This window comes from Massilia sp. BGA-UO-ETr-WB1 (assembly GCF_059567845.1).
Genome location: NZ_JCAQOT010000027.1, coordinates 290297 through 312068 on the forward strand (window position 1 = coordinate 290297; position 21772 = coordinate 312068).

The 21772-nt window shown below is 62.9% G+C and carries 20 protein-coding genes and 2 riboswitches; of the genes, 12 read left to right on the forward strand and 8 right to left on the reverse strand.

What is annotated here, in order from left to right:
* Positions 1 to 3: 3 nt before the first annotated feature.
* Positions 4 to 387: a glycine cleavage system protein GcvH gene (gene gcvH, locus AC56DV_RS28245; RefSeq protein WP_057157031.1), complete on the reverse strand. Its 384-nt coding sequence runs from the start codon at positions 385 to 387 to the stop codon at positions 4 to 6.
* Positions 388 to 424: 37 nt separating this feature from the next.
* Positions 425 to 1546, reverse strand: coding sequence for a glycine cleavage system aminomethyltransferase GcvT (gene gcvT, locus AC56DV_RS28250; protein WP_496317530.1), 1122 nt, complete (start codon positions 1544 to 1546; stop codon positions 425 to 427).
* Positions 1547 to 1601: 55 nt separating this feature from the next.
* Positions 1602 to 1707, reverse strand: a riboswitch (glycine riboswitch).
* A gap of 19 nt (positions 1708 to 1726) precedes the next feature.
* Positions 1727 to 1813, reverse strand: a riboswitch (glycine riboswitch).
* 173 nt (positions 1814 to 1986) lie between these two features.
* Here gcvT and AC56DV_RS28255 point away from each other — a divergent pair.
* Together AC56DV_RS28255 and AC56DV_RS28260 are read left to right on the forward strand one after the other, a co-directional pair.
* A complete protein-coding gene (locus AC56DV_RS28255; protein ID WP_496317531.1) occupies positions 1987 to 2169 on the forward strand; it encodes a ribbon-helix-helix protein in 183 nt (60 codons plus the stop codon).
* Positions 2170 to 2389: 220 nt separating this feature from the next.
* Positions 2390 to 3358, forward strand: coding sequence for a fused MFS/spermidine synthase (locus AC56DV_RS28260; RefSeq protein WP_496317532.1), 969 nt, complete (start codon positions 2390 to 2392; stop codon positions 3356 to 3358).
* Between the two features lies 1 nt (position 3359).
* Here AC56DV_RS28260 and AC56DV_RS28265 read toward each other — a convergent pair whose 3' ends face one another.
* Positions 3360 to 4160 carry a spermine/spermidine synthase domain-containing protein gene (locus AC56DV_RS28265; protein ID WP_496317533.1) on the reverse strand — a complete coding sequence of 267 codons (801 nt, stop codon included), beginning with the start codon at positions 4158 to 4160 and terminating at the stop codon, positions 3360 to 3362.
* 11 nt (positions 4161 to 4171) lie between these two features.
* Complete coding sequence (locus AC56DV_RS28270) at positions 4172 to 5185, reverse strand: fused MFS/spermidine synthase (RefSeq protein WP_496317534.1); 1014 nt, start codon at positions 5183 to 5185, stop codon at positions 4172 to 4174.
* Positions 5186 to 5618: 433 nt separating this feature from the next.
* On the opposite strand from AC56DV_RS28270, the gene AC56DV_RS28275 reads away from it, so the two are divergent.
* The 3 genes from AC56DV_RS28275 (at position 5619) to AC56DV_RS28285 (ending at position 7202) form a co-directional block, all read left to right on the forward strand.
* Entirely contained in the window at positions 5619 to 5972 is a 354-nt protein-coding gene (locus tag AC56DV_RS28275; protein WP_496317535.1) for a YkgJ family cysteine cluster protein, read from the forward strand.
* 7 nt (positions 5973 to 5979) lie between these two features.
* A complete protein-coding gene (locus tag AC56DV_RS28280) occupies positions 5980 to 6273 on the forward strand; it encodes a GNAT family N-acetyltransferase (RefSeq protein ID WP_496317536.1) in 294 nt (97 codons plus the stop codon).
* 140 nt (positions 6274 to 6413) lie between these two features.
* Positions 6414 to 7202, forward strand: a complete 789-nt coding sequence (locus AC56DV_RS28285) for a substrate-binding periplasmic protein (protein WP_496317537.1) — start codon at positions 6414 to 6416, stop codon at positions 7200 to 7202.
* A gap of 7 nt (positions 7203 to 7209) precedes the next feature.
* Here the strand turns inward: AC56DV_RS28285 and AC56DV_RS28290 are convergent, their stop codons facing one another.
* Positions 7210 to 7953, reverse strand: a complete 744-nt coding sequence (locus tag AC56DV_RS28290) for a hypothetical protein (protein ID WP_496317538.1) — start codon at positions 7951 to 7953, stop codon at positions 7210 to 7212.
* 145 nt (positions 7954 to 8098) lie between these two features.
* Here AC56DV_RS28290 and AC56DV_RS28295 point away from each other — a divergent pair, with 145 nt between their 5' ends.
* Positions 8099 to 8656, forward strand: coding sequence for an ATP-dependent Clp protease proteolytic subunit (locus AC56DV_RS28295; protein WP_496317539.1), 558 nt, complete (start codon positions 8099 to 8101; stop codon positions 8654 to 8656).
* A gap of 62 nt (positions 8657 to 8718) precedes the next feature.
* Here AC56DV_RS28295 and AC56DV_RS28300 read toward each other — a convergent pair whose 3' ends face one another.
* Complete coding sequence (locus AC56DV_RS28300; protein WP_496317540.1) at positions 8719 to 8934, reverse strand: hypothetical protein; 216 nt, start codon at positions 8932 to 8934, stop codon at positions 8719 to 8721.
* 222 nt (positions 8935 to 9156) lie between these two features.
* On the opposite strand from AC56DV_RS28300, the gene AC56DV_RS28305 reads away from it, so the two are divergent.
* Positions 9157 to 11877, forward strand: coding sequence for a DUF1631 family protein (locus tag AC56DV_RS28305; protein WP_496317541.1), 2721 nt, complete (start codon positions 9157 to 9159; stop codon positions 11875 to 11877).
* A gap of 9 nt (positions 11878 to 11886) precedes the next feature.
* Here the strand turns inward: AC56DV_RS28305 and AC56DV_RS28310 are convergent, their stop codons facing one another.
* Positions 11887 to 12393 (reverse strand): low molecular weight protein-tyrosine-phosphatase, encoded by a 507-nt coding sequence (locus tag AC56DV_RS28310; protein ID WP_496317542.1) that lies wholly within the window; start codon positions 12391 to 12393, stop codon positions 11887 to 11889.
* Complete coding sequence (locus tag AC56DV_RS28315) at positions 12380 to 12658, reverse strand: FlxA-like family protein (RefSeq protein WP_496317543.1); 279 nt, start codon at positions 12656 to 12658, stop codon at positions 12380 to 12382. Before AC56DV_RS28315 ends, AC56DV_RS28310 begins: the two co-directional genes overlap by 14 nt.
* 229 nt (positions 12659 to 12887) lie before the next feature.
* Between AC56DV_RS28315 and smc the strand changes: the two genes are divergently transcribed.
* From smc to def, 5 genes are read left to right on the forward strand one after another with little or no spacing between them, the layout of a single operon-like run.
* Positions 12888 to 16415, forward strand: coding sequence for a chromosome segregation protein SMC (gene smc, locus AC56DV_RS28320; RefSeq protein ID WP_496317544.1), 3528 nt, complete (start codon positions 12888 to 12890; stop codon positions 16413 to 16415).
* A complete protein-coding gene (locus tag AC56DV_RS28325; protein WP_496317545.1) occupies positions 16412 to 17572 on the forward strand; it encodes a cell division protein ZipA C-terminal FtsZ-binding domain-containing protein in 1161 nt (386 codons plus the stop codon). The genes smc and AC56DV_RS28325 overlap by 4 nt, the downstream gene beginning before the upstream one ends.
* A 9-nt stretch (positions 17573 to 17581) precedes the next feature.
* The gene (gene ligA / locus AC56DV_RS28330) at positions 17582 to 19930 is read left to right on the forward strand and encodes an NAD-dependent DNA ligase LigA (protein ID WP_496317546.1); all 2349 of its coding nucleotides are present in this window, start codon (positions 17582 to 17584) and stop codon (positions 19928 to 19930) included.
* Complete coding sequence (gene galU, locus AC56DV_RS28335; protein ID WP_496317547.1) at positions 19927 to 20832, forward strand: UTP--glucose-1-phosphate uridylyltransferase GalU; 906 nt, start codon at positions 19927 to 19929, stop codon at positions 20830 to 20832. The genes ligA and galU overlap by 4 nt, the downstream gene beginning before the upstream one ends.
* Entirely contained in the window at positions 20829 to 21365 is a 537-nt protein-coding gene (gene def / locus AC56DV_RS28340; protein ID WP_496317548.1) for a peptide deformylase, read from the forward strand. The genes galU and def overlap by 4 nt, the downstream gene beginning before the upstream one ends.
* Positions 21366 to 21772 lie beyond the last annotated feature (407 nt).

Genomic DNA, 21772 nt, shown 5'->3' on the forward strand with positions numbered 1-21772 from the left:
GAATTAAGCGTCGGTGGTCTTGCCGTAGGCTGCTGCGTCGAGCAGGCCGTTGATCGCGCCGGCGTCGGCCGGTTTGATCTTGAACAGCCAGGCGGCGTAGGCGTCGGTGTTGATCGACTCGGGCGCATCGACCACGGCGTCGTTCACGGCCACTACTTCGCCGGCGATCGGCGCGTAGATGTCGGAAGCGGCCTTCACCGATTCCACCACGGCCGCGTCGTCGCCGGCGCCGTAGGTGGTGCCGACTTTCGGCAGTTCGACGAACACGATATCGCCCAGTGCGTCCTGCGCGAACTCGGTGATGCCGACGGTCACGGTGCCGTCCGCTTCAGCGCGTACCCACTCGTGGGACTCGGTGTACTTCAGGTCTGCAGGAATATTGCTCATGTGTGGCTCCAGTTGGTTATGTTCTTAAGGATTGGGGTCAAGCTACCAGGATTTTACCGTTACGCACGAACGGCAGCTTCACAACAGTGGCGGCCAGCTTCTTGTCGCGGATTTCCACGTGCACGGTGTCGCCCACGGCCACGCCGTTCGGCACGCGCGCCAGCGCAATGGCCTGCTGCATGGTCGGGCTGAAGGTGCCGCTGGTGATCTCGCCGGCCTGCTCCGAGCCGGCCACGATGACCTTCTGGTGCGCGCGCAGCACGCCGCCTTTTTCGCGCAGGATCAGGCCCACGAACTGGGCGTTCTGGCCCATGGCCTGCAGCGCTGCCTTGCCGACGAAGTCGCGCTCGGACACCAGGTCGATGGTCCACGCCAGGCCGGCGTCCAGCGGGTTCACGGTTTCGTCCATGTCCTGGCCGTACAGATTCATGCCCGCTTCCAGGCGCAGCGTATCGCGCGCGCCCAGGCCGGCAGGCTTCACGCCGGCCGCGTTCAGCGCGTTCCACAGCGCCTCGGCCTTGTCGGCGGCTACGCCGATCTCAAAGCCGTCTTCGCCGGTGTAGCCGGTGCGGGCGATCATCGCCTCGCCGAACGGCGTATCCTGCACGAAGGCCACATTGAAGGGTTTCATTTCCGCGGTTGCCGCTTGCGAACCGGCGATCACTTCCCACACCTTGGCGCGGGCGTTCGGGCCTTGCACGGCGATCAGGGCCATGGCGTCGGCACCATCGCGGCGCTGGGTGATGGTGACGCCCGAGCCGGTGGCTTCGTTCCGGGACTGCATCCATGCCACGTCTTTCTCAGCGGTGCCGGCGTTGACCACCAGGCGGAACCAGCCCTCGTTGATGAAGTAGACGATCAGGTCGTCGATCACGAAGCCTTGCGGGTTCAGCATGCACGAGTACAGCGCCTTGCCGGACACTTGCAGCTTGTCGACGTTATTGGCCAGCAGGCCGCGCAGGAAGGCGCGGGTGTTGTCGCCCTTGATATCGACCACGCACATGTGGGCCACGTCGAACATGCCGACGTCGGTGCGCACGGCGTGGTGCTCTTCGATTTGCGAGCCGTAGTTGACAGGCATGTCCCAGCCGCCGAAATCGACCATGCGAGCGTTCAGGGCGCGGTGAGCGTTATTGAGTGGGGTCGCTTTGAGCGTCATGGGGCAGTCCAATAGATAAAGGGGTTTACGGAAGCAGAATGCACAGCACAATGCGACGAACCCCTCTGTCCTTGGTACCTGAGAGATAGCGGATGAAAATCCGCACGCCCCTTCGGTGGGCTGCTGGCATGTTGCCGCAGCCGCTCTCCAGAGTTTGACCCAGCTGCGCAGTGCGCCGCTGGCCCTTGACCGGTCCTTTTGCCTGAGAGTTTTTGGGTAGTGCCCCTTCGGCGGCAACGCGAGTTTGCCCTCTCCCGATCAAGACTGAGGAATATATGTCAGAAGGGGCTTTATGTCAATCTCAGCCCTGATTCGGCCCGGTAGCTGGCACCTTGCCCGTTCGATGCCAGCAAGGCGTCGGCGCTTCCGGACGTGGAACGAAATGGAGGATGGGATGTGTGTATAATGCTAATCACATTTACATATAGGTTTGCTGTGCCATGGAATCCAAGACTGCAAGGCTGACGATACTGATCGATCCCGAAAAGAAGAAGGCGTTTGAAGAATTGTGCTCCATGCAGGACCAGACCCCTTCGCAAGTTATCCGGCAGATGATCCGCGAATACCTCGAGCGGCACAATGTCGATTATGCGACCAAAGCAAAAATTGGCGCCACGAAATAAGTTCGTCTGACCAGTTCGGCTAAGCCAGCCGTCCGCCTCTATCCCACGAATCGTTGAGCATACGCGCTCCTGCATCGCCAGGCTTGCGCTTCCTTGCCGTTGCGGCTTGCGATCGCTTGCATGTCTCAACGCGATTCAGTGCTACGCCTTAATGTACACACATCAGATGTGCGTGCTATGATCTTTCGGGTGAATAGTATTATCATAAGGTGATAGTGTAATGAAATACCAGCCGATGCCCTCACGTCCGCCCCCGTTGTTCGAACTGGGCGTGACGAGCGTGCTGGCGCGGCTGGCACCGGCCTTTCCCGATGTAATGCCCCCGCCGCGTTTGCGTGTGCGGCTGCGTTATTACATCGAATCCATGTTGCTCGCAGAAAACCATGCGCCCGGTGCCGCTGCCATCTTGGCATTGCTGCACAGGTATAAGCAATTCTCCCGACAGATTGCATCCGGCAAGCCGGTCGTGCAAAGACGCAGCGGCACGCTGGCATTGATGTTCGACGCCTTCTCAGTTCAAAGCGAAATGAGCATAGGCAGCCCCGATGATTTGATCCTGGGTTACACGCAGTCTATGATGGGCGTCTTGTTACTGAGGCCGTCCCCCCGCGATATCGCCATGATCGGCCTCGGCGGTGGTTCCTTGGTCAAGTTCTGTTATCGCCACTTGCCGCGTGCCGTGATCGAGGTGGCGGAAATTGACGCTGAGGTGATCGCGCTGCGCGAGCAATTCGGCATTCCCGCCGACGACGCGCGGTTAACCGTGCATTGCGTTGATGGGGCGGAGTTTGTCCGGGAGAGTAAGAAGCAGTACGACGTCCTGATGGTCGATGGTTTCGACCGGCGCGGGCAGCCGGCGCAGCTTTGCAGCAAGACCTTCTACGATAGCTGTTACCGGTCGCTGGCGCCAGGCGGCGTCATGGTCGTGAATTTGCTTGGGGACAGCATGCTGGAAACGCTCCAGTGCGTTGGGCGCATGCGCGCCAGCTTTCACGGAGCGGTACTTGCCATCGACGCGCTGGACTCTTCCAACCGCATCATTTTCGCATGCAAGAATGGGATGCCAGTCCTGGACACGGGCGAGCTGCAACAACGCATTGACCAGCTGGATATCGTCTCTCCCGTGGCGCTCTATGCCCTGGCGCGTGCCTTGCGGACCGAGCGGGCCGTGGCTGGCATCCCAGTCTGAGTCAGGCGCGCGGAGACTGGCGGCACAGGGATTGATAAGTCCTGCGCATCAATAAGTTGTTGAGGAGGCGGCCGAATCCCCCGCACGGCGCAATGAGGCCGTGCGCCAGCAGCGCGCGCGGTGGCAAAGAGAGGCGGCCGCCCGGCGGCGGCGAGGCGACCGCAAAGTAAATATGGTTGGGGCCGGCGACCCATTTGAGGCGGCAAGTCTTTTGATCGAAAGCGCTGGCCAGGCGCCTGGTGATCGGCTGATAATCGCGTTCACGGCAATGAAGGTTGCCGACCAGGACGCCACCATCGCGTAAGGCCCGTCGGCAATCCGCATAGAATGTTGCCGATCCAAACGCAGGCGGCATGCCGCCCAGCGCATAGACATCGACCAGGATCACGTCGACTTGCGGGTTTTGACTCGCAACGTAGTCGATGGCGTCGGCGTGGATGATCCGAAAATCCGGCCCGTCGTCCGGCACCCTGAACTGTTCGCGCAAAGCAATGACCCGGGCATCGACCTCTACCACTGTAATGTCGGCACCTGGGAAGTAACGCCAACAGAATTTCGCCAGCGACCCGCCACCGAGACCGAGCAGCAGGATGCGGCGTGGCCTGGGGCAAAACAGCACAAAGAGCATCATGGCCCGCGTATATGCCAGCACCAGCTCGTCTGGCGCCGACAGCTGCATTTCACTTTGCACTATCGCGTCGCCGAACATCAACACACGGCGATCCCCGTCCGTGTAGACAATAGGCGCATCTTTGGAGCCGGCTGTCTGGCGCGGGCGTTTGCGAAATTCTTCAACGCTCATAATACTTTTTCTTATGTGCGCGTCGCAATGCGATGCATGTACTGCGCGCTTGAATCAAGGCGCCGGGCGATTTCCTCTCTACCGGATAATATTTCCCGCGCCGTTGAGCGCAATATCACGGGATGCAGCATGGTCAGCTGGCGCATGCGTGCTGATAATTTTTCCCGATCCAGATTCAATGCCTTATCTTTCCAGGCGAATGCGATGATGTTAAAGGAGTCCAGTGAATGGACCGCGATGACAGAGCCTTTGAAACTGTGCCGCATTCTATTGAGATATCCTTCTGTTTCCCAAATATCGCCCCCCAGCAAATTCACCGCCACTACGCCATCGGGCGTCAGGGATCGATAGCAATCGTCATAGAATTGCTGGCTGCAAAGCTGTCGGGGTTGACCATGGTTGTCAAATCCATCGATGAGCAACACATCAAACCTGGCTTCGTCTCGCCGAACGAACTCGGCGCCATCCATGCAGACAATGGCGAGTCGCTCGCTGTCGCCTGGAATGAGAAAGTGGTCTCGAAGCGCGATGACCTGCGAATCAATTTCCGCCACGGAAATGGTGGCTTGCGGCAGATGCCGGTGGCAGAATTTCACCAATGAACCGCCACCTAACCCGACCATTCCAATATTCCGTGGGGCTTGCTTAAACAGCAGGCATCCCATCATTGTCTGCGTGTAAGCCAGTATCAAGTCGTCTGGCTCCTCGAGATTCATTTCGCTTTGGACCGAAAATGCGTCGAACATCAAAGAAAGCGTGTTGCCCTTCTTATGCAAGATTGGTTTGCCGCCGCTGGGGTGAATGAGTAATTGCGAGAATTTTTCCAGGAAATTGATGATGTAGTCCGGGTGCGGTGGAAGGTTGTTGGCAAGCAGCATGGAGCAAATATAAAACGTCAATGCTCTCACCAGGCTGGGGGGCAGCATCGATGATTGGATGACGGCCAGACACTGTTCCAAATTGGTTCTTACCTGCAATTCAAAGAATGGTGCGGGGCTGGGCGAGGGTAATTGTTGATATCGCATAATTCACATTCAAGCTCAGGCCGTTTCAGTGTGGGCACGGTTAGCCGGAGTGCTGCCACTGCAGTCCGGTTCGTAGCACAAGTGTGTGCAGCTGATCGCTAGCATGCGCTGCGCATTTTCCATAACTGTGCGCGGTCTGATTTGCCAGGGGCTTCCCGTGTCGGCATGCCGGGGGCATGTCTTGATGCCGGTCATGGCACCGCAGTAATGCTCAGTTGTCGTTGTTTCCATTTGCGAGACTCCTTGCGTGCTGGCGAGACGGTTGACGGGCTGGCTTCTCAGCTGGAACCCAGTGTGTCCGTGTTACCATTGTATGATAATGTGATTATCATTGTATACGCTGGTTTGCAGACCAGGTCATGTTACGGAGTTGGAGGCGGTTGCAGCCGAAAGCCCGGAAATTTCCTGCAAGCGCCAGGAGGAGGCATCCTGAATGGTTGGACATAGTCAGACGATTAAATTCTTTCGTGGCAGAATTCCGGCGTTCGATTGCGTACCGGGCTGTCACGATTGTTGTGGCCCGGTTATGACATCGACGGAAGAGATGGCCAGGCTGCCAGTGAAGAGCGCGGCTGATCGTGAGGCCGCGCTTGCCGCTTGGACTTGCCCCTATCTCGGCGATCGAGGATGTGAGGTCTACGCCGAGCGTCCGTTGATTTGCCGCTTGTTTGGCGCCACGCCGCGCCTCGCCTGTCCAAACGGCCGGCGGCCGGCGGAAATGATCGCACTCGACGTTGAGGCGGAAATTTTCAAGTACTTCAACAGCGTCCGTCACGTCCTGGTGTGAGATTGACTTGGTTCGCGCCGGGGAGCTCACCGGCGGCCTGCTCGGCGCCACCTACTTGGGCTGGCTGCATGTGCAGGTCATGTGGCTGCACAAAGCCCAGCGAGGGCACGGTTACGGCAGGGAGTTGCTGGCCGTGGCGGAAGCCGAGGGGCTACGGCGCGGCTGCAAGCAAGCGTATGTTGAAACGCTCAGTTTCCAGGCGCTCCCATTCTATGAAAAATGCGGCTACCAGGTCTTCAGCCGGCTGCCGGACTTCCCTCCCGGCGGCGCCAGGTATGCGCTGACCAAGAAGCTGGGCTGAACCAGCGTGGCGTTTTTCAGCAACAGCCCGTCGGCCGGGGAGGCGGGTGGGCGGCTGAATTCGCAGCGCTGCGGCGCGTACCGGCAACATGCTGGTAGAGTGGATACCGTCCTTCCTCGTCGATAGAACGGAAATCCACGATGCTCGCCAATCCACGGTTTTGCAAAAGGCTCGGTCCGATTATCGGTACTTTCGCCCTTGCTTTTCTTTTTGGACTAGGCGCTATTCCGGCAAATGCGCAGCAAGTTGTCAAAGTCGGCGGATATGATTTTCCACCATTTGTGGATAAAACTGCGGGAAGCGCGAGCCTCACGTTTGACCTGATTGCAGCCTTGAATGCGTTTCAGAAGAAGTATGTCTTCGAGTTTGTTCACACGTCGTCGAAGCGCCGCTTTTCTCATTTTGACGAAAAGCGATTTGATCTTATTTTTTTTGAAGCACTCGACTGGGGCTGGCTGGGGAGAGAGATTGAGGCGTCCGATGTCATCATGCATGGTGGCACTGTCTACATTACCCGGAAGGAAAAATACAAGGATCAGCGGTATTTTGACGATCTCAGAGGGAAGACGGTTTGGGGGATTCTTGGTTACCACTACGGCTTCGCAAACTTTAATTCTGACTACGAATTCCTGAAGAGAAATTTCAACGCCCACATGACGACCTCGCAAGACGGTATTATTGAAGCGGCAGTTTCTGGACGTGCCGATATTTCAGTGGTGGTTAAAGAGTATCTGCAGATTTACCTCCTTAAGCATCCTGAAGTGCAACAGAAAATCCTGATCTCTACAAAATATGATGCCGTAAATTCGTACACTATTCTTGTTCGTAAAGGCATCAAGCCGGATGTCGCCGAACTTAACAAGATCCTGTCGGATATGGAGAGCGCCGGCATCCTTAAAAAGCTCTGGGGGAAGTACAACCTGAAGTGACGGCTCTTTATTTCCGGATCAAATGCCGGAAGGTCGGCTCGATGTTCTTCGCGTGCAGGAACTGAACGATGTCTTCCAGCGTGGCGTCTTTCAGCAGCAGCCCGTCGGCTGGCGTGGCAGCGGGCGGTGAGGCGGGCGCTGGCGGCGCGGCGCTTTGCTCGGCAGCGGGCGACTGCTGCAGCATGCCGAGCGCATGCCGGAACTGTTCCTCGCTGATGCTGTGCAGACCGTCCAGCAGCGCCGCTTGTCCGGCGTGGGGCGGCGGCATCTCCAGGCCCGACTCTTCCGCAAACGAGGCGCCCAGGCCGGGATTGATGAAGGCGGCCCATTTGCCGGTGCTTTGATGCAGATAGGGCGGCAGGTCCATCACGGCGCTGCCCGGCGGCGGCACGTCGGGCACGTACTTGGTCCACAGCAGCGCGGCGAAGCGCTGCGCCAGCGCTTCCGGCACCGCCGTGGCCAGCGACAGCCACAGGCCGTAGCCGCTGTCGCCGGAGATGCTTACCGCGGGCGCCGGCAAGCCCAGATCCGCTTGCAGTGCATTTGCCACGTCGCACAGCTGGGTCCAGTGCTGGGCCTCCAGGCCGCCCTGGATGGGGCGGAACGGGATGGCGATGGCGCGCGTGCGGCCGTCCGCAGCCAGGCGGACGTCCACGCCGGTCTGGCCTTGCGCGCGCTGGGCCAGCAGGGTGGTTTGCGCCGCGCCGGCGGGAAGGTAGAGTCTGGTTAATGCCGAAGTGAGGTTGTCCATCTGTGTCCTTATGATCTGGCCCCGATTGTAGCGCGGCTGGCGCCTGCTTGCGGTAGGGCCCGGCGCGCACGAATGCCGTACGGTCCCGCTATGAAGCCGCGTGTTTTGTTAGAATCATTGCATGCATAAAAGTGAGGATACATTCATGGAAGACCAGGACAAACTACAGGGCCATTCGTGGTTTACCCTGTCCGGCGACGTCAACAGCGACATGGTGCACCGCATGTTCGATGCGGCGGCGGACATGAGCGAGGATATGGTGACCGATGCGCACGTGCTGCTGCAGTCGAATGGCGGCTACGTGAGCGACGGCATCTGCCTGTATAACTACATGAGCAACCTGCCGGTCCGCTTCCACCTGTATAACGCCGGCGCGGTGGCGTCCATCGCGGTGATCGTTTTCCTGGCCGGCCACAAGCGCTACGCCAGCAGCACCGCCCGCTTCATGGTGCACAAGTCGCACGCCAGCGCGCCGTCCGGGGCGCGGCCTGACGCGCTGCGCATCATCGTCGAAGGCCTGCAGGCGGACGACGCCCGCACCGAGCAAATCCTGCGCAGCCATGTGCAGTTCAGCGAGGAGCACTGGCGCATCCACGCCTATTCGGACCTGCACATGACCGCCGCCGAGGCGGTGAAGGTGAACATGATCGACAAGGTGGCCGACTTCCGCCCGCCGCCGGGCCGCCGCATCACCAACATCTGAGCCCCACGTGAAATCGCCCGGCTCAGGGGCCGGGCGGCGATTGGCGCGGACAGGAACGCCCTCTAGCGGTTGCGCGAACCGCTGCGGCTGGTGCTGCGGCTGACCTCGCTGCGTGCTTCGTCGCTGCGCGAGCGGCGGCTTTCTTCCTTGCGGTCGATAGCGCCGCCCTGGACGTCGGCGCGGCCTACCGAGGCCGAGCCGGGATTTCCGGATTGACGGCTGGCGCTGTTGGCATCACTATCTTTGCTCTGCCGGTCGCTTCTTTGCTTCGATTTCATGTCGCTGTCCTTTATGCAGTGAGGGAAAAATCAAACAAAATCACTTTTGTTTCTCGCAGGCTATTGCCATGTGGCAAGAATGTGCAAGAATGCGGTATCGCGGCTGTTAACATGAAACGGACAGGCCGGCCGCGCAGCCTGTCGCATTCAGGTTAGACCATGCTTTCACATCCGACAACTCCGGCAGCGCCAAAAAAAGCGGTCACCCCGCGGCATGCGCTATTGGAGAACCTGATCGAGATCGTCAAGCGGCATGTCGGCGACCAATTCCTGGATTTCACCACCCGCATCGCCGGGGCGCTGGTCGACGTGGTCGACGGCGGCGGCGACGTGCGCGAGCTGCAGGCCCGCATCCGGGCCGGCAATCTGTTGCGCAATGATCACTATCGCTATCTGAACCTGGCCATCAAGGAGCTGGAGCGGGCGTTGCGGCACGAGATCGCCGAGCTGGCCCCGGGCGCCAAGGCCAAGCCGCGCGTGCTGGACCAGCCTTTGTCGCTGGTGTCGATGGAAGAGATGGACAACAAGGTGACGCTGGGCGGCATCAGCAAGCCGTTTGAAGTGCAGTATTCGGACGCGCTGGCCACGCTGAACGTGCGGCTGGCCTTCCTGCTGGACCGCGACATCCTGCGCGTGAACCAGAATCCCTTCCGGCCCGAAGTATTCCTGAATGCGCTGCAGCTGGCCTGGCTGGAGTTCAATCCGGAGGAGGAAGCGGCCGGGTTGTTGCTGGGCTTGCTCAAGCCCGGCATGTTCATGGAGCTGTCGGCCATGCTGGAGGAGCTGAGCCTGACCTTGCAGCGCAAGGGCGTGCTGCCGGGTTCGACGGACAGTTACAAGATGCGCAAGGCCGATTCGCACGACGCCAGCAGCGCCAGTCCGGCGCGCAAGCGCAAGCAGCAGGCCGAACTGGCCCAGCAGTTGCGCCAGTTCTTCTCGGCGACGCAGGATGCGCCGCTCGATCCTGACCTGATGATTCCCGATTTGCCCGATATCGCCAATCTGAAGGCGGGCGCGTGGGCGCAAGGCGCGGCGCAGGGGCCTCTGGGCGGGGTGCCGAATGAAGTGGCGCAGCGCGCGGTGCAGACGGCGTCCAAGCAGCCGTTGATGAATTACCTGGCGCAGGTGCAGCAGAGCGCGATTCCGGCTGCCGGATTCATGATGGCGGGCGGGCAGGGCGGCGGCGTGGCTGTGCCTTATCCGGGTTTCGCCACCGGCTTTGCGACCGGATTCGTGCCGGCGGGCGCAATGCCCGGCGGCGCGGCGTCGACCGGTTTCATGCAGGCTGGCGTGGCGGCGGCGGGTTCCGCGCCGGCCGGCGCCGGATTCTCGGCTGCGGCTGCTGGCGGCGGTTTCGTTGCGGCCGCGCCGGGCATGTTCGGCCTGCATGGCGTCTCCGGCCCGGCCGGCGTAGCGCATGGCGGCTACCCCGCGCCTGCGGCAGGCTTCGTGCCGGCCGGGGGCATGGTGGCGGTGCCGGCCGGTAGCTTTGCGGTGCCGGTGACCCTGGCAGGCATGGCGGGTGGCGCTGCGGGTGGACCAGGCGGCGGGCAGGGCGGCAGCGCGCAAGGCCTGCTCGGTCTGCTGAACGCCGCTGCAGGCGCCGCAGGCGTGCAGGGCGTGGCCAGCCTGGGTGCAGCCGCGCAGGCGGGCGACGCAACTGCGGGCAGCGCGGCGCCCAATGTGTTCTACCTGCCCAACATCAAGAAAAACGCCCCCCAAGGCAGCCTGACGCGCTCGGACGAAAGCACCATCGACCTGCTGTCGGCCATCTTCGACACGGTGTTCCGCGACCAGAACATTTCGCAGGAAATCCGCGACCTGATCCGCTTCCTGCAGATCCCGGTGCTGAAGGCTGCGCTGGTGGACAAGGACTTCTTCTTCCAGGACAGCCATCCGGCGCGCCGCATGATCGACCTGCTGTCCAAGATGGGCTGGGAGCAGCGCAAGAGCCCGGAAGATCCGCTGTTCCAGGCCATGCAGCGCAGCGTCGAGCGCGTCGGCCGCGACCACGACCTGGAAGTCTCGGCTTTCAGCGAGGCGGTGCAGGAACTGGAAGCGTCGATCAAGGCCGAGGAGGCCGCGTCGGCCGCCGCCATCGCCGAGCCGATCGCCGCCGCGCTGAAGCAGGAAAAGATGGCCGTGGCGGCCAAGTCCGCCAAGAACGCCGTCGCGCTGCGCATCGGCACCGGCGAAGTGATCGCCATGGTGGAAGCCTTCCTGGAAAACAAATGGGTGTCCGTGCTGACCATCGCCTACAGCGTGGAAGAGGGCAAGCCGGGCGCGGTGCAGAGCGCCACCCAGACCATGGACGACCTGATCTGGAGCGTCAAGCCGAAGATCACTGCCGACGAGCGCAAGCAGCTGATCTCCAAGCTGCCCAAGCTGCTCTCCACGCTGAACAAGTGGCTGGATGTTATCAAGTGGCAGGACGCCGACCGCCTGCAATTCTTCGCCGAGCTGGCCGAGTGCCACGCGTCCATCGTGCGCGCGCCGCTGGAGCTGTCGCCTGAACGCCAGGTGGAAATCGCCATGGAAGTGGCGCAGAAAGCCGCCGAGCGGCGCCTGGAGCTGGAAGCGAAGGCCGCCGCAGCGGCCGCGAAGAGCCAGCCCGAGCCGGAACTGCCGCTGGACGACGACGCCACCATCGAGGCGGACAGCCTGGCGCGCGGCATGTGGCTGGAGTTCGACCAGGACGACGGCAGCACCCGCAAGGTCAAGCTCGCCTGGATCAGCCCGCTGCGCACGCTCTACATCTTCTCCACCAGCACGCGGCAGGAAGCGTTTTCGCTGTCGGGCGAAGCGCTGGTGCAGAAATTCCGCGAACGCAGCGTGCGCGCGGTGCGCGCCGACGGCGTGGTGGCGCGCGCCCTGTCCGCCGCCATGGGCGGTCTGGCCGTCAACGACGACAACCTCGATCTCCCGGCCGGCGTGGCAGCCTGATCAATCCGTTCAGGCTTTCTTCATCGCGGCGATCAGGCCGTCCGACGCGTCCTCGATATAGTCCAGCACCTGGTCGAAGCCGTTGGTGCCGCCGTAGTACGGGTCCGGCACCACGTCCGAGCCGGAACGGGTGGCGTACTGCATGAACAGCGCCAGTTTGTGGCGGTACCGGGGCGGGCAGGCTGCTTGCAGGCGGGCGAAATTCTCGTGGTCCATGGCCAGCAGGTGGTCGTAGTGCTCGAAGTCGCTGGCCGACACTTGCCGTGCGCGCTGCGCGCTCAGGTCGTAGCCGCGCAGGGCGGCGTGGCGCGACGAGCGCGCATCCGGCGGATTGCCGACGTGGTAGGCGTGGGTGCCGGCGGAATCAATCTCAAGCTGCAGGCCGGCCGCTTCGGCGCGCTGGCGGAACACGCCTTCGGCGGTCGGCGAGCGGCAGATATTGCCCATGCAGACGAACAGCACGGCCGGCTTGCGGGCGCCGGGCGGGGCGCCGGATGAGGAGTCAGGCTGGGCCATAAGCATCCTCCCACTTATCCTTTTCCTCGGGCTCTGGCGCTGGCTCGGGTGCAGGCTGCGCGCGGCGCTTGGCGCGCATTTGCAGTTCGGCGATCTGCGCCTCCGCCATGCGCACCTGGTCCTGCAGGTCGATGATCTGCTTCATGATCGCCATGCGTTCCTTCGGATCGGTGGCTTCCATCAGCGCCTTGCGCAAGGTCTGGATTTTCTTCAGCAAGCCCTTGATCTGCGACCGCAGCATGGCGATGCGCGCCGGCGTATCCATGCTGGCGGCGGTCCTGTTCGAGCCGGCTCCGGCTCCCGCTTGTATCTGCAAAATGTTCTCCCATGAGGCGGGCGGACCTGCCCGGCGCTGCCAGTATAGCAACGCCCGATCCGCTGTGCCGCCTGGAGGGACGTCTCGCCCCGCAGCGCGCGCGTTTTTAGCCTGAATCCGGCTTTGAAATGGTATGATAAGCCACTTTTCATTGTGGCAATTCAATTCGTCCTAAAACGTGCGTCTATCTTCCATTAAATTGTCGGGATTTAAGTCGTTTGTCGATCCCACCAATTTCCAGGTGCCCGGTCAACTGGTCGGCGTGGTAGGTCCAAACGGTTGCGGCAAATCGAACATTATCGATGCCGTGCGATGGGTGCTGGGCGAATCGAAAGCGTCGGAGCTGCGCGGCGAGTCGATGCAGGACGTGATCTTCAACGGCTCCACGCACCGCAAGCCGGCCGGGCGCGCCTCGGTCGAGCTGGTGTTCGACAACAATGACGGCAAGGCCGCCGGCCAGTGGGGCCAGTACGCCGAGATCGCGGTCAAGCGCACGCTGACGCGCGACGGCACCTCCACCTACTACATCAACGGCCAGCCGGTGCGCCGGCGCGACATCCAGGACATCTTCCTCGGCACCGGCCTCGGTCCGCGCGCCTACGCCATCATCGGCCAGGGCATGATCTCGCGCATCATCGAATCGCGCCCGGAAGAGCTGCGCGTGTTCCTGGAAGAGGCGGCGGGCGTATCGAAGTACAAGGAGCGCCGCCGGGAAACCGAGAACCGCCTGCACGACACGCGTGAGAACCTGCTGCGGGTGGAAGACATCCTGCGCGAACTGAACGCCAACCTGGAAAAGCTGGAAGCGCAGGCCGCCGTGGCGCACCGCTTCCACCAGCTGCAGGCCGACCAGGACGAGAAGCAGAAACTGCTTTGGCTGCTGCGCAAGAACGAGGCGCAGTACGAGCAGGCCAAGTACTTCCGCGAAGTGGAGCAGGCCCAGACCGACCTGGAAGAGCAGACCGCCAAGCTGCGCAACGTGGAGCTGACGCTGGAGCAGATGCGCCAGTCGCACTTCGCCGTCGGCGACCGCCTGCACACCGCGCAGGGCCACCTGTACCAGACCAATTCGGAAATCGGCAGCCTGGAGGCGCAGATCAAGTTCGTGGTCGAATCGCGCACCCGCCTGCAGAACCAGCTGGGCACCCTGGCCGCGCAGCGCGACCAGTGGCAGAACCAGGCGGCCGAGTATTCGGAGCAGATCGAGGAAGCGGAATTCAACCTGGAAGAGCTGTCGGCCAAGGTGGAGCAGGCGCGCATGATGGCCGAGCAGAAGGCCGAGTCGCTGCCGGTGCTGGAAGCGGCTTGGCGCGCCGCGCAGGACAAGAGCAGCGAGTCGCGCGCCCGCATCATGCAGGCGCAGCAGCAGCTGGAGCTGGAGTCGGCGCACCAGCGCAACGCCAGCAATATCCTGAACGGCCTGGCGGTGCGGCGCGAGCGTCTGCAGCAGGAGAAGAATGGCCTCAGCCTGCCGGATTCGGCGCACCTGTCCAACCTGAAGATGCAGCTGGAGGAAAAGCAGCAGGCGCTGGAGGAGCAGACCTACCACCTGGAAGAAGCGCTGGAGCAGCAGCCCGCGCTGGAAGCCGAGCGCCAGGACGCGCAGCTGCAGGTGAACGCCGAGGCGGCCGCCAATGCGCAGCTGGAAGCGCGCCTGAATGCGCTGCGCCAGTTGCAGGAACGGGTGCAGACCCAGGGCAAGGTCACGCCATGGCTGCAGAAGCACGAGCTGGACGCGCTGCCGCGCCTGTGGCAGAAACTGCAGATCGAAGCGGGCTGGGAGACGGCGATGGAAGCCATCCTGCGCGAACGCACTTCGGCGCTGCAGGTGTCCAACATCGAATGGGCCAAGCACTTCTTCAGCGACGCGCCGCCGGCCAAGCTGGCGCTGTTCGCGCCCGGCGCTTCCGCTCCCGCCATGCCGCCGGAGCAGAACGGCCTGAAGCCCTTCATTTCGCTGCTCAAACTGAACGACAGCGGTCTGCGCGCGGTGCTGCAGGACTGGCTGCACAACGTCTTCATCGCCGCCGATGCGGACGCCGCCTTCAAGGCGCGCGCCACGCTGCCTGCGGGCGGCGTGTTCGTCACCGCGCAGGGTCACGTGATCACGCAGTCCAGCGTGCGCTTTTACGCCGCCGACGCGGAGCAGGACGGCATGCTGGCGCGCCAGCAGGAGATCGACAACATCACCAAGCAGCTGCGCGCGCAGACCCTGCTGGCCGACGAGGCGCGTGCCCGCTCGGTGCGCGCGGACGCCGCAGTGGCAAACCATGCGCGCAACCTGGCCGAGCTGCGCCAGAAGGTGCAGCAGTTGCAGCAGTCGGTGCACGCGCTGCAGATCGAGGTGGTGAAGCTGTCCGAGATCGAGGCGCGCTTCAACCAGCGCAGCACGCAGATCGGCGCCGACCTGGCTGAAATCGCCGCGCAGGAAGCGGAGCAGATGCAGGTCAAGATGGAGTCCGAGGAAAAGTTCGAGCAGCTCGACATGGAACTGGGCAACCTGCAGGGCGAGCATGAGGACGGCCAGACCCTGTTCATGGAAAAGGAACAGAAGCTGGCCGACGCGCGCCAGGCGCTGCGCGACCTGGAACGCGGTGCGCAGGAAGCCGAATTCGCCGAGAAATCCCAGCGCAGCAAGATCGAGGAACTGCGCCGCAGCATCGCCACCGCCACCGCGCAGGCGGCGCAGGTGGCCGAGAGCCTGCACGCGGGCCAGCGCGAGCTGGAAAGCCTGGAGGCCGGCACCGCCAGCGAAGGCCTGCAGGAACTGCTGGACCGCCGCACGCAGCAGGAGCGCGCGCTGTCGGACGCGCGCCATGAGCTGGACCAGATCACGCAGCAGCTGCGTTCCTTCGAGGATGCGCGCATGAACAACGAACGCAGCCTGCAGCCGCAGCGCGACAAGATCATGGAGCTGCAGCTCAAGGAGCAGGCCGCGCGCCTGAACCAGGAGCAGTTCGCCGCGCAGCTGGCCGAAGCCGGCGCCGACGAAGCGGCGCTGAGCGAAAAGCTGAACCCGGACATGAAGCCGTCCTACCTGCAGGGCGAAGTCACGCGCCTGACCAACGCCATCTCGATGCTGGGCGCGGTCAACCTGGCGGCGCTGGAGGAGCTGGCGCAGGCGTCCGAGCGCAAGAACTTCCTCGATTCGCAGAACGCCGACCTGACCGAAGCGATCAACACGCTGGAAGACGCCATCGCCCGCATCGACAAGGAAACGCGCGACCTGCTGCAGGACACCTTCGACCGCGTGAATGGCCACTTCTCCGAGCTGTTCCCGATCCTGTTCGGCGGCGGCCAGGCCAAGCTGATCATGACCGGCGATGAAATCCTGGACTCCGGTGTGCAGGTCATGGCGCAGCCGCCGGGCAAGAAGAACGCCACCATCCATCTGCTGTCCGGCGGCGAAAAAGCGCTGACGGCAACCGCGCTGGTGTTCTCCATGTTCCGCCTGAACCCGGCGCCGTTCTGCCTGCTCGACGAGGTCGATGCACCGCTGGACGACGCCAATACGGAACGTTTCTGCCGCATGGTGAAACGGATGTCCGACCAGACCCAATTCCTCTTCATTTCGCACAATAAGATTGCGATGGAGATGGCCAATCAACTGATCGGTGTGACGATGCAGGAGCAGGGCGTATCGCGCATCGTGGCGGTGGATATGGAAGCCGCCGCCAATTTCGCTTCCGAGGCACAAGCAGCATGACAGATCTTCAAATGAGTTTGATCGCAGCCGGCGGCGTCTTTATCGTCGGCGTTTTCTCGTACAACAAATGGCAGGAGTACAAGGCCAAGAAAACCGTGGAGCGGGCCTTTTCGTCCGACCATGACGACGTATTGATGCGGCCCGACGGCGAGCCCGCCGCACCGCGCCATGAACCCAGCTTCTCGCTGGACGACGACGCGGCCGCCGCGCGCGCACATGGCCACGACGCTGCCGGGACGGGCGCCACAGGCGCCACCGGCGCCACGGCCGGTGCAGGTGCGGCCGCAGGGGGCGACGCCGACGGCGAAGCCTACGTCCCGCCCGTGCAGCAGGCCGGCACGTTGACGCCGGCCGCCGAGCAGGCCACCGCCTTGGTGGATCCGCTGATCGACTGCCTGCTGCCGCTAGCGCTGGAAGCGCCGGTGCGCGGCGACAAGATCCTGCCGGTGCTGCAGAAGCTGCGCCTGGTGGGCAACAAGCCGGTGCACTACATCGGTCTGCACGTGAACGGCGACTGGGAACCCATCGTCCACGGCGGCGTGTACACCGAGCTGCAAGGCGGCGTGCAATTGGCCAGCCGCAGCACCGCGCTGAACGAACTGGAATACTCCGAGCTGGTGACGCGCCTGCGCGCCATGGCAGACGAAATCGGCGCCGAACCGGCCATCCCGGACATGATGGAAGTGATGGCCGAAGCCAAAACGCTGCACCGCTTCGTCTCCAGCCACGACGCCCAGCTGGGCGTGAACCTGCACACCAACGGCGCGCCGTGGGCCATCAGCACGCTGCTGGGCGCGCTGGAGAAGCAGGGCTTCGACGTGCGCCCGGACGGCCGCTACGTGATGCCGGACGGCGAAGGCGGGCATCTGTTCTCGCTGTCGACCAACGTCACGCTGGCCGAGGAAACCACGCCGCGCCTGACGCTGCTCCTGGACGTGCCGTGCGTGGCGCCCGCGCGCGACGGCTTCGGCGCCATGATCGCCTGCGCCAAGTCGCTGGCGGGCCGCCTGGACGGCACCATCGTGGACGACTACAGCCAGCCGCTGTCCGACGAAGCGCTGGCTGAAATCGCCGGCCAGGTGCGCGACTTCTACGCCGACATGGAGTCGTCCGACATTCCAGCCGGTTCCACCCGCGCGCTGCGCCTGTTCTGCTAAGGGTGAGCAATGAGTGACAAGGAATACCAGGCCAAGGTTGAACGCGCGGCCTGGCTGACGGCCGAATTGAACCGCCATCTGCACGCCTACCACGTGCTCGATGCGCCCACCATCCCGGACGCCGAATACGACCAGCTCTACCTGGAGCTGCAGAAACTGGAAGTGGAATACCCTGAGCTGCAAAAGCAGGACTCGCCCACCTTGCGCGTGGGCGCGGCGCCGCTGCCGCAGTTCGCGCAGGTGACGCACACCGTGCCCATGCTGTCTCTGAACAACGGCTTCAGCGACGAGGACGTGGAGAACTTCGACCGCCGCGTGCGCGAAGGCCTGGACGTGCTGCAGGTGGAGTACGCCGCCGAAGTGAAGTTCGACGGCCTGGCCATCAACCTGCGCTACGAGAACGGGCTGTTCGTGCAGGCCGCCACCCGTGGCGACGGCTACACCGGCGAAGACGTTACCGCCAATATCCGCACCATCAAGGCCATTCCGCTGCGCCTGCACGGCGACAAGGTGCCGGCCGTGCTGGACGTGCGCGGCGAGGTGCTGATGTTCAAGGGCGACTTTGCGCGCATGAACGAGCGCCAGCGCGAAGCTGGCCAGAAGGAATTCGTCAACCCGCGCAATGCTGCGGCGGGCAGTTTGCGCCAGCTCGATTCACGCATCACCGCACTGCGCACACTGCGTTTCTTCGCCTACGGCATCGGCGCGCTGGAAGGCGCGGACATGCCCGTATCGCACTCCGCGCTGCTGGACTGGTACCAGACCCTGGGCCTGCCGGTGGCCAAGGAGCGCGCCGTGGTGCGCGGCGCCGCCGGCCTGCTGGATTACTACAAGAAGATAGGCCAGGACCGTCCCGGCATGCCGTACGAAATCGACGGCGTGGTGTACAAGGCCAACCGCCTGGAAGACCAGCGGCAGCTTGGCTTCGTTTCGCGCGCGCCGCGTTTCGCCATCGCCCATAAATTCCCGGCCGAGGAAGCCACCACCGTCGTGCACGACATCGAAGTGCAGGTGGGCCGCACCGGCGCCATCACGCCGGTGGCGCGCCTGGAACCGGTGTTCGTGGGCGGCGTGAACGTCACCAACGCCACGCTGCACAACGAAGGCGAAGTGCAGCGCAAGGACGTGCGCGTGGGCGACACGGTGATCGTGCGCCGCGCCGGCGACGTGATCCCCGAAGTGCTGGCCGTGGTGCTGGAAAAGCGCCCGCAGCCGGAACCGCCGCGCTACGTGCTGCCCAAGGTATGCCCGGTGTGCGGTTCGCACGTGGTGCGCGAAGAGGGCGAAGCGATTGCGCGCTGCTCCGGCGGCCTGTTCTGCCGCGCGCAGCGCAAAGAAGCCATCCGCCACTTCTCCGGCCGCCGCATGATGGACATCGAAGGCCTGGGCGACCGCTACATCGACAACCTGGTCGAATGCGACCTGGTGACGCGCGTGGCCGATCTGTACAAGCTGACGCTGGACGACCTGCTGAAGATGAAGCGCCTGGCCGACGAACGCGACGGCACCACTCCAGAGACCGTCCAGCAAGGCAAGATCGCCACCAAGTGGGCGGACAACCTGCTGGAAGCCATCGCCGCCAGCAAGAACCCGCCGCTGGAGCGGCTGCTGTTTGCGCTGGGCATCCGCCACGTGGGCGAGTCGACCGGCAAGACCCTGGCCGAATGGCTGGGCCGCTTTGACTTGATCCGCCGCGCCCCGGTGGCGCTGCTGCGCGTGCTGCCCGACATTGGCGGCACCGTGGCCGAGGCCATCGCCGAATTCTTCGCCGAGCCGAAAAACCAGGAAGCCATCGACGCGCTGCTGGCTGCGGGCGTGACGCCGCAAGGCGAGCATCCGCCCAGCGCCAAGCTGCGCGAGAAGCTGGACACCGTCAAGCTGATGGCCGCACTCGGCATTCCCAAGATGACCGAGCCGCGCTGCAAGCAGCTGGTGGAGCAGGAAGTGACGCTGGAAGTGCTGGCGCATCTGGGCGTGTTCACCGTCTTCGGCCTGCCTGCCGCCGTGGCGGGCGCGCTGGAAGAATGGATGGCGCAACCGGGCAACCGCGAGCAGCTGCTGGCGCTGGACGCGCTGCGCAAGGATTTGCTGGCGCAGCTGCCGGAAGTGGTGGAAGTTGCGGGCGCGCTGAACGGAAAAACCTTTGTACTGACAGGCACGCTGCCGAACCTGAGCCGCGACCAGGCCGGCGCCATGATCGAAGCGGCCGGCGGCAAGGTGGTCGGCTCCGTGTCGAAGAAAACCGGCTATGTGGTGGCGGGCGCGGAGGCTGGCAGCAAACTGGCGAAGGCGGAAGAACTCGAGATCCCTATCCTTGACGAAGCGGGCCTGCTGGCCCTGCTGGAGAATAATAAATGACGCAGATCCGCAAAGCCGTATTTCCTGTCGCAGGCCTGGGCAGCCGCTTCCTTCCCGCGACCAAGGCGCAGCCGAAGGAGATGCTGCCCATCGTCGACAAGCCGCTGATCCAGTACGCGGTGGAGGAGGCCGTTGCCGCCGGCATCACCGACATGATCTTCATCACCGGCCGCAACAAGCGCGCCATCGAAGACCATTTCGACAAGGCCTACGAGCTGGAAGCCGAGCTGGAGGCGGCGCAGAAGACCGCGCTGCTGGAGCAGGTGCGCAATATCATCCCCAAGCACATCAACTGCATCTTCATCCGCCAGTCCGAGCCGTTGGGCCTGGGCCACGCGGTGCTGTGCGCGCGTCCGGTGGTGGGCGACGAGCCCTTCGCCGTGCTGCTGGCGGATGACTTCATGGACACCGACAACGGCGCCCGCCCTGTGCTGGCGCAGATGACGGAAGTGTATTCCTACGAGCGCGCCAGCGTGCTGGCGGTGCAGGACGTGCCGCGTGCGAACACGCGCCAGTACGGCATCGTCAGCGCGTCGCCATACCAGAATCGGCTGGAGCTGGTGTCCGGCATCGTCGAGAAGCCGACACCTGAAGAGGCGCCATCCACGCTGGCGGTGGTGGGGCGCTATGTGCTGTCCGGCCGCATCTTCGACTACCTGGAACACCTGGGCGCCGGCACCGGCGGCGAAATCCAGCTCACCGACGGCATCGCCGCGCTGATGAAGCACGAGCGCGTGCTGGCCTACCGCTACGACGGCACCCGTTACGACTGCGGCTCCAAGCTGGGCTACCTGAAAGCTACCACGGCGATGGGCCTGAAGCACCCGGAGATGGGCGACGAGTTCCGCAAATATCTGCAGGAGATGCAGCTCGAATTGGCTAAGGGAGCGGAGGCAAAATGACGGTACGTGAAATTCTGAAAATGGGCGACCCGCGCCTGCTGCGCGTGGCCGAGCCGGTGCTCGAATTCGATACCCCGGAACTGCACGCGCTGATCGCGGACATGTTCGACACCATGCACGCGGCCAACGGCGCCGGCCTGGCCGCGCCGCAGATCGGCGTGAACCTGCAGCTGGTGATCTACGGCTTCAAGAACAACGCCCGCTACCCGGACGCGCCGCAAGTGCCGGAGACGGTGCTGATCAATCCCGTGCTCACGCCGATTACGGAAGAGAAGGAAGACGGCTTCGAAGGCTGCCTGTCCGTGCCCGGCCTGCGCGGCAGCGTGGCGCGCTACAAGAAGCTGCACTACGAAGGCGTGGACCAATACGGCAAGCCCATCGTGCGCGACGCGGAAGACTTCCACGCGCGCGTGGTGCAGCACGAGGTCGATCACCTGCACGGCATCCTGTACCCGATGCGCATCACCGACTTCAGCCAGTTCGGCTACACCTCGGTGATGTTCCCCGACCTTGATCCGAACGACGACGACTAAGGCCGGCAAGGCCGCTTCTCGGCCTTGAATCCTGCTCTTGCACTGCGAAGAAATGTGACGATTCGATAGAATTGGTTGATCCAAATAAGATCATAATGTCAATTGCAATGCGCAGGAATTGGGGTCCTGACAGGAACCGAACACCCGGTAGTGCCGTGTGTATTCTCAAAGGAGAATCAAGTGCCTTACACCATGGATCAGGTGTATCTGCCTGAAAACTTAATATTTTGTACTCAATCGCCGGGTCGTAAACCGACCTTATATTTCAGAACCAATCATGGGTCTGGTAGATTGAGGCAAGAGCACCCCAGTGGGCCTCTGATAAAAAATATTGTAAAGCATTATACGCACGCGTTTTTTCCTACGAAAATCGAGTTGGAAAACTTTGTCAGAGCATTGCACGCATT